Consider the following 14,267-nt stretch of genomic DNA (forward strand, 5'->3'; position numbering starts at 1 on the left):
TAGTCCTGTACATGAATAGCCCCCAAAATATTCTGCCTAAGCCGCAAGACTTTGCGCTGGACGCCTGGCCGCTCAACACCAACTCGCGCCTGCTGATGGCCGCGTTTGGGCAGCGTGGCGGCAGCTCTCGCCTCGCCTTTCAAAGTCGTGTGATTCCGCGCTGCGAAGTCGCCACGATGGACGACCCACTGGCTGGACTGACCTGCGACCCGGAGGCTTCACACTGAGGCTGACTGAGTTTTTCAGCGCAGGTTCGTGGACCGAAAGCTCAGGGCAGTTCACGGCGCGCTTTCAGGACGGTTGTTTTCGGGTCATAGGTTATGACCGCACAACCCAGGCCCGGAACAGCGGCCTGTACGACGCACTCAGCGTCAACTTTCTGGCAGGCCAGCAGAAGGTAACGACGGGGAGCTGGGCAGCCGACACGAACGCGCCCCGCCAGGAACGCTGGTCGGCCTACCCAGGGGCGCAGCGCGTGTGCATTCAGGAAGTGGAAGATGGCCTGCGCTTTCTACGGGATTGAGAGGCGGACCTCGAAGCTCTGCAGAGGAAAGCCTTTATCAGGAGTCAGCAGCCTTGTCTGGCATAGAGGAGGCGGCCGCGCCTGACACTGTTAGCCAAGTCTCTACCCTGGGGCGACCAGCAACTCACGCCGGTTCTGGTCACTCATTTCATTCAGAGCTTGAGAGCTTCTCCCTCTCTGGATTGCGTAAAGCGCGCCGCCCCACCCAACCTCTGCTCTACCCGGCGCGCACCGTGCGCTGCTCAATGCGTTTTTCGGGCGTGGCATTCAGGACCACGCGCTGCACAAAAATGCCGGGGGTATCCACTTCATCGGGATCCAGGGCGCCGACCTCGACCAATTCCTCGACCTCGGCCACCGTCACCCGGCCGCAGGTGGCGGCCACCGGGTTAAAGTTGCGTGCCGTCTTGCGGTACACGAGATTGCCCGCCCGGTCAGCCTTCCAGGCCTTGACCAGAGCGACATCCGCCACGATGCCGCGTTCCAGAATGTAGGTCTGGCCGTCAAAGTCCTTGTGCTCTTTACCTTCGGCCACCACCGTACCCACGCCCGTCTTGGTGTAGAAGCCGGGAATCCCGGCGCCACCCGCGCGCATCCGCTCGGCCAGGGTGCCCTGAGGCGTGAATTCCAGTTCCAGTTCGCCGGCCAGATACTGCCGCTCGAATTCCTTGTTCTCGCCCACGTAACTGGAAATCATCTTGCGAATCTGGCGGGTTTCAAGCAGCAGGCCCAGGCCCCAGCCGTCTACGCCCGCGTTGTTGCTGACGGCCGTCAGGTCGCGCGCGCCGCTGTCGCGTAGCGCCAGAATCAGCTGCTCAGGAATGCCACACAGACCGAAGCCGCCCACGGCGACTGTCTGACCATCTGTCACGAGGTCGGCAAGCGCCGCCCTGGCGTCGGGATAGACCTTGTTCATGCTAGGCCCCAGTGTAAGCGACAAACCCTAACGGACGTTTGGTTGGTAGAGGCAGGAGGCACCGAGCCTAAAGAAGACTGTTCTCGGAGCTTGCGAGGCAGAGGCCAGCGGCGACTCTCCGAAGTCTGGCGCGTCGCCTACGAGCACGCGACTTTTCCCTCGGAGGTTTGAGAGAGCTCTGCGCAGACAGTCGTAGAGCCCTCAGTACTGGCCCAAGGTCTCTACACATGCCTGAGCTTGCGTACTGTGCAGCGCCGCTCTCTAAAAATAGAACCCAGAGCCACTTAGAGGTTGAGTCCTTAGCAACTCTGGGCAAGCAGAGCAAAGGGCTGCGACGAGAGAGCAGCCTTGGTAGGGGCGCCTTCCCATCATCTCTGCAACAGCACCCGCTGTTAGGCCCCACCAATTCAACGGTTGTGCAAACACACCGAGGCAGAGAGCTGAATCGCCTCTGCCTCGGGCCTGCCTCTTATTACCGGGGCTGGCTGCTCAGGACCATCACGTAGGCGGTGCCGCGTGATCCCTGCACCACCGCCGCGCCGACATTGGTGTAGCGCGCCTCGTTCATCCAGAAGCAGTGCACGGCAGAATTCAGCCACCAACGAATCGCACTTTCGGGGCTGACCCCGCCGCCCATGAAGATGATTTCGGTCACGCTGATCGCATTGACCCCAGTGCTGGCGGCCCGGACGCGCGGCGTGCTTCCCCCAGCCCCGGTGTGGCTGATGCGCCCGGTGCTGCTCATGTATCCGGCCTGCACGCGGGCGGCGGCGGCCAGTTCGGGCGTGTAGGTCAGGCGACCAGCCACCGGCCGCTTGCCGCTGCCCGGACAGCTGACCCCCTGGCCCCGCACGTCATTGAGACGCGCCACAAGCTGGCTCTCGGCACTGGACTGGGCCGCAGCGGGCAGTCCCAGCGACACGAGGGCCGCCAGAACGCCCAGCGTCCGCTGGGAGGTGCGTTTGGGCATTGTGAACGAATCTTAACCCAGCATTCTGGGGTCGCATGAGAAAAACTTCCCATGTATGAGAACGGGGCCGCCAGGCATTCACCTGGCGGCCCCAGTTAAAGCCTGTCTTACGCGGGCAGCAGGCCGCTGCGGCGCAGCAGGGCGTCGGCGTCTGGGTCACGGCCCATGAACTCGCGGTACAGCTCTGCCGGGTCAGCGCTGTTGCCCCGGCTCAACACGCTGTCCACAAAAGCGCGGCCCGTCTCGCGGTTAAAGATGCCCTCTTTGGCGAAGCGGCTGAAAGCGTCGGCGTCCAGCACCTCGGCCCACTTGTACGAGTAGTAGCCAGCGCCATAGCCGACCGGGCTACTGAACAGGTGACCGAAGGAGGCAATCATGGCGTAGTCCTCGGGCAGCGGCGCGTGCGAGAAACGGGCCATGATGTCACGGGCGTAAGGCACGGGGTCGGCGTCACTGTCGGGGTCAAACTCAACGTGCAGCGCCAGGTCCGTCAGACCAAACGAATACTGACGCATCGCAGCGGCGGCGGCGCGGTAGTTGCGTGCGGCGACCATTCGGCCAAACAGCTCTTCTGGAATCGGCTCGCCCGTTTCGTAATGGCGGGCAAACAGGTCCAGGGCCTCGCGCTCCATCACCCAGTTTTCCATAATCTGGCTGGGCAGCTCCACAAAATCCCAGGCCACATTCGTGCCGGCCAGCGACTTCACTGCCACACGGGAGAGCGCGTGGTGCAGCAGGTGACCGAACTCGTGAAACACTGTCTCGACCTCGCGGATAGACAGCAGGGCGGGCGTGTCACCACTGGGCGGCGTCATGTTGCCGCACATCAGTCCCAGGTGGGGGGCCACGCCATCTTCACGCGGGCCACCCGTGACAAAGGCGTTCATCCACGCACCCGCGCGCTTGCTGTCGCGTGGGAACCAGTCGGTGTAGAAGCTGGCCACATGGGTCCCGGCCTCATCGTGAATGTCGTAATAACGCACTTCGGGGTGCCAACCGGGCGCCTGGGCCTCCGTGACACTCACGCCAAACACGCGCCGGGTGATTTCAAAGAGGCCCGACAGCACCTGCTCCAGGGGGAAGTAAGGGCGCAGCTGCTCCTCGTCGAAGTTGTATTTGGCCTGCTGCTCCTTTTCGGACCAGTAGGCGGTGTCCCAGGCTTCCAGGGCCGGGGCGTCCTGACCCATCTGCTCGTGGTAGAAGGCGTTCAGGTCTGCTTTCTCCTGCTCAAAGGCGGGGCGGGTGCGGGCTTCCAGGTCCCGCTCAAAAGCCAGGGCGCGCTCGCCTGTCCCGGCCATGCGGTCTTGTAACACGTAGTCGGCAAAGTCGCGGAAACCCAGCAACTGGGCTTTCTCCCGGCGCAGCTTCAGAATCTCGCGGATCAGCGGACGGTTATCGCGGCCCGCCTGCACCCCCAGGGTGCCACTGGCCTGCCACAGCTCGCGGCGCAGCTCGCGGTCATCAGCGTAGGTCAGGACAGGCAGCAGGGTGGGCGCGTGTTGGGTCAGGCGGTGCTGGCCCTCTTTGCCCTTCTCGGCGGCGTCGCGGGCCGTGGCGTCCAGCACGCGCTGGGGCAGACCGCTCAGGCGCTCGGGGCCCACGTACAGCTCATAGGCGGCGGTGGCGTCCAGCACGTTCTTGCCGTACTCGCTGGTCACCTGGGCCAGGCGGGTGTTCAGCTCTCCCAGGCGCTCTCTGGCCTCGCCCTGCAACTCGGCGCCCTCGCGGCGAAACTCTTCAAGGGTCAGTTTCAGGTGGCGGGCCCGCACCGGGTCCAGCGTGCGGCCGGCCTCGGTCTGGGCAAAGGCCGCCAGCGCTGCGTACAGCCCTTCATGGAGGGTCAGGCTGGTGTAGAACTCGCTGACCTTGGGCAGAATCGCCATCTTGGCCGCGTGCCACTCGTCGCTGCTGACCACGCCGTCCAGGTGGCCCACGATGGTGCGCGCGGTGTCCAGTTGCTCGGTCAGGGTGTCCAGGTCCGCCATGAAACCGGCAAAGTCCCGCTCACCCGCGCGGGCCAGGTGGTCTAGCTTCTCGCGCGCCTGGGTCAGCAGGGCGTCCACGGCCAGCTCAGCATGGTCGGGGCGAATCTGGTCAAAGGGAATGCGGAAGCCGACGTTCAGCAGCGGATTGCTGCTCGCGTCGGTCGCAGCCGACATGGTTTGTGTCATCAGGGGCCAGTATAGGCGGGGGGTCCGGCCCAGTCGGTAGGCTTTATGGCGGAGCGTAGACGAGGAGCTGGAGGCGACAGGGGCTGGCCTGCGGCGCACCTTGAATCCGGCGTTGGTCTTCTCTCCGGCCCTCCAAGTCTGGCCGAGTGGACTCGTCAGCGACCGCTTTCCTGGGGGTCATGAGTCGTAGGTTCGAACAAGCGACCGGCTCAGGCACAGCAGAACTGACTGGACCAGGTTCCCTTCTGGTCTGGCGCCTTTTGCGGAGTGGCCTTACGCCACTTGGCGAGGTGACGGCCACCGGGCCAGCATGCTTTCCTCCTGTATGGCGAATGACCTGGCCGCCCTGCAGTTTCAGCCGCTTTCTGACGGGGCCTACGCCGCCTTCCGCACCGCCGCGCACCCAGACAGCCCGGTAACGCCTGATGACCTGGCGCGGCTGGCCGCTGGGCGTGAGGCCAGCGAACACCACACGCAGGAGGGGGCCTTTTTAGATGGAACCCTGGCGGGAGCCGTGACCACCGGCCGGCCACGACTGGACAATCACGACGGCTGGCTGGATGTGAGCGTGACCACCCCGTCTGGCCAGGGGCCACTGGCGAACACCCTCCTGAGGCACGGCCTCTCTACCGTAGCCAGCGCCGGCGCCCACACCGCCGTGACCCGCGTGCAGGAGGACTGGTGGGAGCGCGAGTTTCTCCTGGCGCGCGGCTGGGCCGAATTTGACCGCATGTGGCTCAGCACCCTGGACCTGCGCACGCTGGACTTTGCGGCCTTCGCCGCCGAAGAAGCCCGCGCGCTGTCGGGCGGCGTGACCATTCGACCCCTGAGCGACCTGGGGGGCTGGGACGCCGACCCAGAGCGCCACTACACCCTGATTCACGCGCTGCTCTCGGCGGTGCCCAGCACTCGGCCCATTCAGGTCTGGCCCTATGACCTGTGGCGCACGCGCATGGCGGCCCTCAACCTCGACCCGCGCGGCTTCATGGTGGCTCTGGCCTCGGACGGGCAGTGGATCGGGACGACGCAGCTGGCGCAGACCATTCCGGCGCGCCCCGGCACCCTGCACAACGGCCTGACAGGCGTGCTGGCTCCCTGGCGCGGGCGCGGCCTGGGGCTGGCCCTCAAACTGGCGGCGGCCCGCGCGGCCCTGGCACGCGGCTTTACCCACTCGCGCACCGGCAATCACGCCGTCAACCGCCCCATGCTGGCGATTAATGAGCGGCTGGGCTGCGTGCGGGAGGCGGCGGTAATAACGCTGACAAGGGCAGTGGGGAGTGGGCAGTTGTAAGTGGAAAAAGAGAAGCGGCGCCAACGCTTGGCCTATGAAGTGCCTTAACCTCCTATTGCCCACTCCCCACTCTCCACTGCCTGTTTTCCAGCAGCATCGCGTCCCCCAGCGAGTAGAAGCGGTAGCCCTGCTCTAGCGCTGCGCCGTAAGCCGCGCGAATGCGGTCCTCGCCGGCAAAGGCGGCCACCAGCAGCAGCAGGGTGCTGCCGGGGAGGTGCAGATTGGTCAGCAGCAGGTCTGGGACGTAAACGGGCGTGCCTGGGGTAATGAAGATGCGGGTGTCGCCCTCGCCCGCCGCCATCTCCTGACCGTTCCAGGCACTTTCCAGGGTGCGGACGGTGGTGGTGCCCACCGCCACCACGCGCCGGCCCTGGGCGCGGGCCGCATTGATGGCCTGGGCTGCCTCTGGGCTAACCGAGTAGCGTTCGGCGTGCATGACGTGGTCAGCCACCGACCCGCTAATGGGCTTGAAGGTGCCAGCCCCCACATGCAGCGTCACGAAGGTGCGCTCCACGCCCATCTCGTCCAGGCGGGCCAGCAACTCGGGCGTGAAGTGCAGCCCAGCAGTCGGGGCTGCCACACTCCCCGGTGTGCGGGCGTACACCGTCTGGTAGCGCTCGCGCCAGGTGTCGTCACTGTCCCCAGCCGCAATGTACGGGGGCAGTGGCAGGCGGCCAATCTCGTCCAGGTGGAGTTTGATGTCGTGGTCAAAGCGCAGCAGACGCGCGCCGTCCTCCAGCGTGCCCACCACCTCGGCGCGGTGCCCGCCTTCGGCGGCGCTGCCACCCAGCCACAGTTCGTGGCCGGCGCGGCGGGCAGGCTTCAGGTAGGCGCTCCAGAGGTTCGCCTCTTCCTCGCGCAGCAGCAGCACCTCCACCTGCCCGCCGCCAAACCCGGCGGCGTCCACCGGCTTGCGGGCCATCACGCGGGCGGGGATGACGCGGCTCTCGTTAAAGACCAGCAGGTCGTCGGGCCGCAGCAGGCTGGGCAGGTCGCGGAAGACGTGGTGGGTGACGGCGTCACGAACCACCATCAGGCGGCTGGCGTCGCGGGGCTGCGCGCCGGTCTGGGCAATGCGGTCTTCCGGCAACTCAAAGTGCAGGCGCGAGAGCACCTCGTCGGCAGACACCGGGCTTACTCCTCGGCTTTGGCGCCTCTGGGGGCGCGGGCAGGCATCAGGGCGCCGTCGAGGTCCGGCAGGTTGATAAAGCGGTCGGCGGCGTCCACCAGCTTCTGCGCGGTGTGCTCGCGGAAGGCGATGACCTCCACGCGCTTGCCCCGCTCCTGAAGGACCTCCACGATGTCGGTAAAGTCACCGTCGCCGCTGCCCAGCACGATGATGTCGAGGTGGTCCATCAGGCGCACCATGTCCGCCACGATGCCCATGTCCCAGTTGCCCTCATAGATAGCCTTGCCGCCGTCGGTGACGTGGTGCAGAGTCAGGTTCATGCGCCGCACCTTGTAACCCAGCGCCGAGAGCTTGTAGATAAAGGGCCGGGCGGTGGCCTCATTCTCGCGCTCGACGGTGTAGCTGATGGCGTGAACCAGTTCGCGGCCTTCGGTGGCGCATTTGAGGATGGTCTCGAAGTTGACGGTGCGCTCTAGCAGGTCACGCGCCGAGTGGTAGATGTTTTGCGTGTCAATAAAGACCCCCACGCGGGGGCGGTGAACGACGTACTGCATTGGTCAGTCTCCTGTTGGGGTGATGCGGAGGGGCAAAAGGGACAACGTGAAAGGGGCCAAAAGCCAAAAAGGGCGCTGCGGCCCGCCGAAGTGTAACACCCGGCGAGGGGCGCGGGCAGACAGCAGTGGTAGACACCGGCCACCTGCCGTGTGGGCCGGGCCGTTACCCTGAAGGCATGACGAGCGACGTGCAAAGTGGCCCCTCTTCGGCTCTGGCTCAGGCCCAGGCGGCCTACGCCGACGTGCAGGCGCGCGGCCTGAAACTGAACATGCAGCGCGGTCAGCCCGCCGACGCCGACTTTGACCTGAGTAACGACCTGCTGGTGGCGCTGGGGCCAGCAGACACCCACCTGGACGGCCTGGACCTGCGCAACTACCCCGGCGGCGTGGCGGGCCTGCCCTCGGCGCGGGCGCTGTTTGGGGCGTACCTGGACCTCAAACCGGAAAACATGGTCGTGTGGAACAACGCCAGCCTGGAACTGCAAAGTTACGTGCTGACTTTTGCCCTGCTCCACGGCCTGCGCGGCGGCCAACCCTGGGTGGGGAGCCGCCCGAAGATGATCGTCACGACCCCCGGCTATGACCGCCACTTTCTGCTGCTTCAGACCCTGGGTTTTGAGCTGCTGACCGTGGACATGCAGCCCGACGGCCCCGACGTGGCGGCCATCGAGCGCCTGGCGGCCGGCGACCCCACGGTCAAGGGGGTGCTGTTCGTGCCCACCTACTCCAACCCCGGCGGCGAGAGCATCAGCGCTGAGAAAGCGCGGCACCTGGCAGGCCTGAACGCTGCGGCCCCCGATTTCACCATCTTCGCCGACGACGCCTACCGCGTGCATCACCTCTCGGCCGACCCCGCCGAGCAGGACACGCCCGTCAATCTGGTGGCGCTGTGCCGGGACGCCGGGCACCCCGACCGCGCCTTTGTGTTTGCCAGCACCAGCAAGGTTACCTTTGCGGGCGCGGGGCTGGGCTTCGTGGGCAGCAGTGAGGACAACATCCGCTGGTTGAGTGGGTATCTCAATGCCCTGAGCATCGGTCCCAACAAGCTGGAGCAGGCGCGGCACGTCAAGTTCTTGCAGGGCTACCCCGGCGGGCTGGACGGCCTGATGGCCGCGCACGCCGCCCTGATTGCGCCGAAGTTCCGCGCGGTGGACGAGGTGCTGGCCGGGGAACTGGGCCAGGACGGCCGCTACGCGCGCTGGACCAGCCCACGCGGCGGGTATTTCATCAGCCTGGACACCGCCGAGCCGGTGGCCGACCGCGTGGTGGCTCTGGCCGAGGCGGCGGGCGTCAGCCTAACCCCGGCGGGCGCCACCTATCCTGGTGGCAAGGACCCGCACAACCGCAACATTCGCCTGGCCCCCACCCGGCCTCCGGTGGCCGAGGTCTACGAAGCCATGCGCGCCGTGGCCACCTGCGTGCGCCTGGCGACCGAGGAACACCGGGCGCGCTAAACGCAATCGGTTACAACACAACAGGGGCGTTCCGCAAGGCTGGACGCCCCTTTTTCTGGCGCTGGCCGCCGTCCGTTCGTCTTGACTTCACGCACACCCACCCGGAGGATAGGCCCCATGCCCAACCGGTACGCTGGCTCTCCCGACGAACGCGCGGCGCTCGACGCCTACGTCAAACTGTGGCGCGCGTCCCACGCCGTCGAGGTCAGCGCCAACCGGCACCTGGCCGACCACGGCCTGACGGTCAGCCAGTTTGGCGTCATTGAAGCCCTGTATCACCTGGGGCCGCTGAGCCAGCGCCAGCTGGCCGACAAGATTTTGCGCTCCAGCGGCAACCTGACGATGGTGATTGACAATCTGGAACGCGACGGCCTGGTGCGCCGGGACCGCGACCCCGCCGACCGCCGCATCATGCGGGTGTCGCTGACGCCGCAGGGGCAAGCATTGATTGAACGCATCCTACCGGCCCATGTCGAAGGCATCCGGGCCGTGTTTGGCGTCCTCAACCCCGAGGAGCTGGCGCAGCTGACCCGCCTGACCCGGCAGCTGGGCCTGGCCCTGCAAGGTCAGGGTAGCCGTGAGGGTCGGGGGCTGGCCTCCACCCGCTGACGAGGAACGTACGCGGCAGCCAAGCGGCACCTTCCCAAATCGTTTAATGTTAAGTAATATAGAGCCATGACCACGTCTAACCTCTCGCCGGTTCAGGGCCTGCATCACGTCACCATCATGGCGAGCGACCCGCAGCGCAACGTGGATTTTTACACCAGGGTGCTGGGGCAGCGGCTGGTCAAGGTGACGGTCAACTTTGACGACCCCGGCACCTATCACCTGTATTACGGCGACCACACTGGGCAGCCGGGCACGATCATGACGCATTTTCCCTGGCCGGGAGCGCGCCGGGGCGTGCGCGGCCACGGCGAGGTGGTGGCGGTGGCCTACAGCGCCCCCGCCTCTTCACAGCCCTACTGGGAGGCGCGGCTTGCCGACGCAGGCCTGAACCTGCGCGCGGGCACCCGCTTTGGCCACTCCACCCTGACTTTTGACGACCCCGACGGCACCTGGACCGAACTGGTGTTTGAGAACGGCACCCCGGTGCAGCCCTGGCCGCAGTCGCCTGTGCCGGCCGACTTTGCCCTGCGCGGCTTTCATGGGGTGACGGCCTGGGTGCGCGACGTGGCCCCGGTGCGCGACCTCCTGGTAGGCCAGCTGGGCCTGACCGAGGTGGGCATCGAGCAGGACACCGACGGCCCCCGCACCCGGTTTCGGGGCAGCGGCGCGGGCGTCGGGCTGTATGTGGATGTGATCGAGCGCCCTGGGCTGGCACGCGGGCAGTTTGGCGCCGGCAGCGTTCATCATGTGGCGCTGCGCACCCGTGACGACGCCGAACAGGCCGCGTACCTGGACGCCCTGAGCGCCGCCGGCTACCGACCCACCCCGGTGCAGGACCGCCAGTATTTCCATTCCATCTATTTCCGCGAACCGAATGGCGTGCTGTTCGAGATTGCCACCGACGCGCCCGGCTTTGCCAGCGACGAGCCAGTCGAGGCGCTGGGCCACGCGCTGAAACTGCCCGCCTGGTTTGAAGCTCAGCGCCCACAGATTGAAGCGCAGCTGCCGCGTCTGCACAGCCCGGAGTACAGCGTGAACCTGGGCACGCGCACCCTGGACACCGCCCCGGCGCCCGAGCCCATCACGCCCAGCGTCAAGGTGCTGACTGCTGGCCGCCCGGTGGCCGACGCGCGGGTGGCGGTCCTCCTGCTGCACGGCCGGGGCGGCACAGCGCAGGACATCCTGAGTCTGGAACGCGAGCTGAATCTGAGCGCCTTTGCCTACCTGGCCCCGCAGGCGCCGGGCAACACCTGGTATCCCCTGTCGTTTCTGGCCCCCGTCGCGCAGAACCAGCCCCATCTGGATCAGGCGCTGGCGACTGTAGATGGCCTGATGGCGCACCTGGCCGGGCAGGGCATTCCCCCAGAGCGGGTGGTGGTGGCCGGCTTTAGCCAGGGGGCGTGCCTGGCACTGGAATACGCCAGCCGCACAGGGGCCAAGCTGGGCGGCGTGGTGGCCTTCAGCGGCGGCCTCATTACGCTGGACCAAACGGGCGACTTGCGGGGCCTGCCGGTGGTGATGGGGGTAGACCCGGTCGACGGGCACATTCCCCTAGCCCGCTTTACTGCCAGCGCCGAGCACCTGCGCGCGCGCGGCGCGGCGGTGGACGCCCAGGTCATTCCGGGCCTAGGCCACAGCATCAATACGGACGAGTTGAACGCGGCCCGCGCCCTGATGCAGCAGGTGGCGGCTCAGGTCTAGGCCGAAGCGTGCTGACGGGAAGGGGACATAAAAGGCCAAGCGCGATGGCTTCTGAGCGCTACCTCGGACCTCAGACCTGGAAAGGGTTGGAGACCCATCTCCTTGCTTTGTCGGAGGTTATCCGCTTTTCAGTGAGCGAGAAAGCGTCCTCTCCTCATCGGTCGAGACCCACGCTGTTCCGCCGCCTGAGGGAACGGTTGCCCCAGAACGGCCTTGGGATCACCCCTTAAGGGTTGTAGGGTCTACGGCGAAAGCGTCAGCAGCCAGCCATAAAACCGAATCTTTCCCAACCATTATTTCAGAGTTGCGGCCACGAAGACGGCCACTGCGTCTGGGCCCTCGAAACCCATCGAATAGGCGCGCAGCGTGACCAGCACGCGGTTACCCTGCACGTCCACCCGTTCCAGGCTGTAGCGCACCGCGCAGTTGCGCCCCGGCGAAGACAGGGTGTCCTGGTAGATGAGCTGGCCGTTGATGCGCAACTCGAAGCCAGCCGGGCGCTCGCCAGGGAAAATGAAGTCGGGATAGGCGCAGGACTGGGCGCGCAGCGGGACCACCTTCAAGCTGACGGGCACGGCGCGGCTCCAGAGCTTGACCGGCGTAACCTGACTGGCGCCGGGCCGCAGCCCATCCTGCCAACGCGGGTAAGGCGTGGCATACGCTCGGGTGTAGCGGGGCACACTGGCTTTCCCCAGCGTCAGGCCGGCGCCGCGCAGCAGGGTCTGGGTTGCGGCCTCATTCAGCAGCGCCTGACGCACCTGCGGCGCTGACTGGTCTTCGCCGGTCTTCATGCGGGTGGCCAGGGTCTGCCCACTGCCCGTAGAGAGCACGTTCAGGGCGGCGTAGCCAAAGCCGCTGCCATCGCGCTCGCCGCTCACCACCGTGGCCACCCGCTCTCCTGTGGCTGAAAACTGAATGTGCGTGACAGGCAGACGTTCATTCGCCTGGGCCGCACTGGCCCACAACGCGCTGATGGTGAGCAGGGCAATCAGAGGTCGGCGCATGGGGGCACCGTACCGCAGGCAGGCCGCAGAGTGCCACCTTCTTTTCAGGACCTGCTCTCAAGCCTCATGAAACGGCCAGCCTCTCGGCATCCTCTCGCCTGTGCTACAGACCGCCGAATTCAGGTAGGTAACACCAGGGCGACCCCAATGGTAGGGCTTCCGGCCCCCTTACTTGAACTTCACGCTCGCCAGCACCTTGCTGAACAGGGCGCTGGCCTGGGCAAACCGCGCCGGGCTGTCGGTCAGCTGAAAGGAATAGAGGTTCTTGGCGCCCACGCCGTACCACACGCGCATGCTCAGCTGGCCCTGGGGATGGGTCACGGTGTACTGCCGCTCCACGCCGCTGACCCCGCCGTACCCGATGACGCGGCTGCTGACTTGCTTGGGGGTGGCCCCGGTGCCCTTGATGCCAGCCTCGAACTTCTGAAATTCGCCAGCTGGGGTCGGAGCTGCGCCGTTTTTTGGCGTGTACAGGAGCCGTATCATGGTGGCGGGCGGCGCCTTGGCCGAGACCAGACTGACCCCCAGCGTACCGTCCTGAAAATCCGCCCCCAGCCAGCCTTTCGGCAGACTGACAGCAAAGGGCAGTTTGGGTTCGTTCAGCGGCACCAGGGCGTGGGCGGCAGGGGCGGTCAGCAGGGCCAACAGGGTCAGGCGGCGGGCGACTTGAGCAGAGGCAACCATCATGCTGGGCACCGTAGCAGCCGAAGGTGAGTGCGGCTGGAGCTGATCAGCGGGGCAGCAGACCGGGCGCGGGCCACAGCCGCAGGTTGGCCGGGCCAGCCACGTCGCGCAGCGACACAACCCCGTAGGCGCGGCTGTCCAGACTCTCCCCCAGGCGGCGGTTATCGCCCATGACCCACAGCTTGCCTGAGGGGACCTGCGCCGCTGGCTGGTCCTGCACGAACCCCTCGCTGGCGTAGCTTTCGGCCAGCACACGGCCATTGACCACCACCCGGCCGTCCTCGACCGCCACCGTATCGCCGGGCAGTCCCAGCACCCGCTTGATGTTATAGGGGCGCCAGCGCAGGCCGTAGGCCGTCTCGTAAGCGTAGCCGCTATCAGCTGGCGCCTTGAACACCACCAAGTCACCGCGCCGGGGGTACGGCCCGCCCAGGCCCCAGGCGCGCAGCCAGCGCGGGTATTTCAGCAGCAGCAGGGCGTCCCCACTGGTCAGGGTGGGCTGCATCGAGTCGCCGTCTACCCGCGCCACCGTCAGGCCAAAAGTGGTCAGCAGGTAAACCGGCAGCAGGCCGCCCAGCACCCACGCGCGCCAGGACGAAGAGGAAGAGCGCGCCGTCACAGCTGCCCAGGCTAGCGCACCCGCCCCGTCCTGGCACCTGATGTCTTCATGGTCACTTCAGAAGGCGGGACACTGGGATGACGGCTGGCCAGCCCAGCAGTTACCCTGACCCGCATGACGGCGGACGCAACAGGCGGCTTGAAGGTCGAGAAGTACGAAGAAGGCACGGGCACACCCGCACAGGCGGGCAAGATGGTGCGCGTGCACTACACCGGCACCCTGGAAAACGGCCAGAAGTTTGACAGCAGCCGTGACCGCGGCGAACCCATCGAGTTTCCGCTAGGTGTGGGCTACGTCATTCAGGGCTGGGACCAGGGCATCGCGCAGTTGCGGGTTGGCGACAAGGCCCGCCTGACCGTGCCGGCCCATCTGGGTTACGGCGACGCAGGCGTGCCCGGCGTCATTCCTGGCGGCGCCACCCTGCTGTTCGACGTGGAACTGGTGGACGTACGCTGAAAGAAAACCCCTGAGCCCAGCCGGAGAGCCTGAAAGCTCTTCGGCTTTTTTCTGGTCAGCGGGCAGCCAGAGAGGCAGCTGGCCTGCAACAACGTGAAAACACCCCCGGCCCCCGAGTGAGCAACCGCCCCCGTCCTTATTCCACAACATCCGTCTGAACGGGCATTTTTCGGCCACTGCATCAGT

General features: G+C 66.3%; 14 protein-coding genes. 6 read left to right on the forward strand and 8 right to left on the reverse strand.

The window, feature by feature from the left end:
- The coding region (locus tag K7W42_RS16750; RefSeq protein ID WP_224575991.1) for a hypothetical protein at positions 1 to 227 on the forward strand (227 nt) is incomplete at its 5' end.
- A gap of 513 nt (positions 228 to 740) precedes the next feature.
- Here the strand turns inward: K7W42_RS16750 and K7W42_RS16755 are convergent.
- From K7W42_RS16755 to K7W42_RS16765, 3 genes are all read right to left on the reverse strand, one after another.
- Positions 741 to 1,439, reverse strand: coding sequence for a CoA transferase subunit A (locus tag K7W42_RS16755; RefSeq protein WP_157459260.1), 699 nt, complete (start codon positions 1,437 to 1,439; stop codon positions 741 to 743).
- A 472-nt stretch (positions 1,440 to 1,911) separates the two neighbouring features.
- Complete coding sequence (locus K7W42_RS16760; protein WP_224575992.1) at positions 1,912 to 2,409, reverse strand: CAP domain-containing protein; 498 nt, start codon at positions 2,407 to 2,409, stop codon at positions 1,912 to 1,914.
- Between the two features lie 107 nt (positions 2,410 to 2,516).
- On the reverse strand, positions 2,517 to 4,580 hold the full coding sequence (locus K7W42_RS16765) for a M3 family metallopeptidase (RefSeq protein ID WP_224575993.1): 2,064 nt from the start codon (positions 4,578 to 4,580) through the stop codon (positions 2,517 to 2,519).
- A 325-nt stretch (positions 4,581 to 4,905) separates the two neighbouring features.
- Here K7W42_RS16765 and K7W42_RS16770 point away from each other — a divergent pair, with 325 nt between their 5' ends.
- The gene (locus K7W42_RS16770; protein WP_224575994.1) at positions 4,906 to 5,871 is read left to right on the forward strand and encodes a GNAT family N-acetyltransferase; all 966 of its coding nucleotides are present in this window, start codon (positions 4,906 to 4,908) and stop codon (positions 5,869 to 5,871) included.
- Between the two features lie 52 nt (positions 5,872 to 5,923).
- Here K7W42_RS16770 and queA read toward each other — a convergent pair whose 3' ends face one another.
- Complete coding sequence (gene queA, locus K7W42_RS16775; protein ID WP_224575995.1) at positions 5,924 to 7,000, reverse strand: tRNA preQ1(34) S-adenosylmethionine ribosyltransferase-isomerase QueA; 1,077 nt, start codon at positions 6,998 to 7,000, stop codon at positions 5,924 to 5,926.
- A 5-nt stretch (positions 7,001 to 7,005) separates the two neighbouring features.
- Positions 7,006 to 7,554, reverse strand: a complete 549-nt coding sequence (locus tag K7W42_RS16780; protein ID WP_157459263.1) for a LabA-like NYN domain-containing protein — start codon at positions 7,552 to 7,554, stop codon at positions 7,006 to 7,008.
- Between the two features lie 176 nt (positions 7,555 to 7,730).
- Between K7W42_RS16780 and K7W42_RS16785 the strand changes: the two genes are divergently transcribed.
- The 3 genes from K7W42_RS16785 (at position 7,731) to K7W42_RS16795 (ending at position 11,318) form a co-directional block, all read left to right on the forward strand.
- Positions 7,731 to 9,008, forward strand: a complete 1,278-nt coding sequence (locus K7W42_RS16785) for an aspartate aminotransferase type Ic (protein WP_224575996.1) — start codon at positions 7,731 to 7,733, stop codon at positions 9,006 to 9,008.
- A 117-nt stretch (positions 9,009 to 9,125) separates the two neighbouring features.
- Entirely contained in the window at positions 9,126 to 9,617 is a 492-nt protein-coding gene (locus K7W42_RS16790; RefSeq protein ID WP_224575997.1) for a MarR family winged helix-turn-helix transcriptional regulator, read from the forward strand.
- Positions 9,618 to 9,683: 66 nt separating this feature from the next.
- Positions 9,684 to 11,318 (forward strand): VOC family protein, encoded by a 1,635-nt coding sequence (locus K7W42_RS16795; RefSeq protein ID WP_224575998.1) that lies wholly within the window; start codon positions 9,684 to 9,686, stop codon positions 11,316 to 11,318.
- 293 nt (positions 11,319 to 11,611) lie between these two features.
- Here K7W42_RS16795 and K7W42_RS16800 read toward each other — a convergent pair whose 3' ends face one another.
- The 3 genes from K7W42_RS16800 to lepB form a co-directional block, all read right to left on the reverse strand.
- Positions 11,612 to 12,322 carry a DUF2259 domain-containing protein gene (locus K7W42_RS16800; protein WP_224575999.1) on the reverse strand — a complete coding sequence of 237 codons (711 nt, stop codon included), beginning with the start codon at positions 12,320 to 12,322 and terminating at the stop codon, positions 11,612 to 11,614.
- 168 nt (positions 12,323 to 12,490) lie between these two features.
- Positions 12,491 to 13,009, reverse strand: coding sequence for a hypothetical protein (locus tag K7W42_RS16805; protein WP_224576000.1), 519 nt, complete (start codon positions 13,007 to 13,009; stop codon positions 12,491 to 12,493).
- A gap of 43 nt (positions 13,010 to 13,052) precedes the next feature.
- Complete coding sequence (lepB, locus tag K7W42_RS16810; protein ID WP_224576003.1) at positions 13,053 to 13,625, reverse strand: signal peptidase I; 573 nt, start codon at positions 13,623 to 13,625, stop codon at positions 13,053 to 13,055.
- A 114-nt stretch (positions 13,626 to 13,739) separates the two neighbouring features.
- Here lepB and K7W42_RS16815 point away from each other — a divergent pair, with 114 nt between their 5' ends.
- Positions 13,740 to 14,081 (forward strand): FKBP-type peptidyl-prolyl cis-trans isomerase, encoded by a 342-nt coding sequence (locus K7W42_RS16815; RefSeq protein WP_157459267.1) that lies wholly within the window; start codon positions 13,740 to 13,742, stop codon positions 14,079 to 14,081.
- Positions 14,082 to 14,267: the final 186 nt, after the last annotated feature.

It is taken from the genome of Deinococcus betulae (assembly GCF_020166395.1).
GTDB lineage: Bacteria > Deinococcota > Deinococci > Deinococcales > Deinococcaceae > Deinococcus > Deinococcus betulae.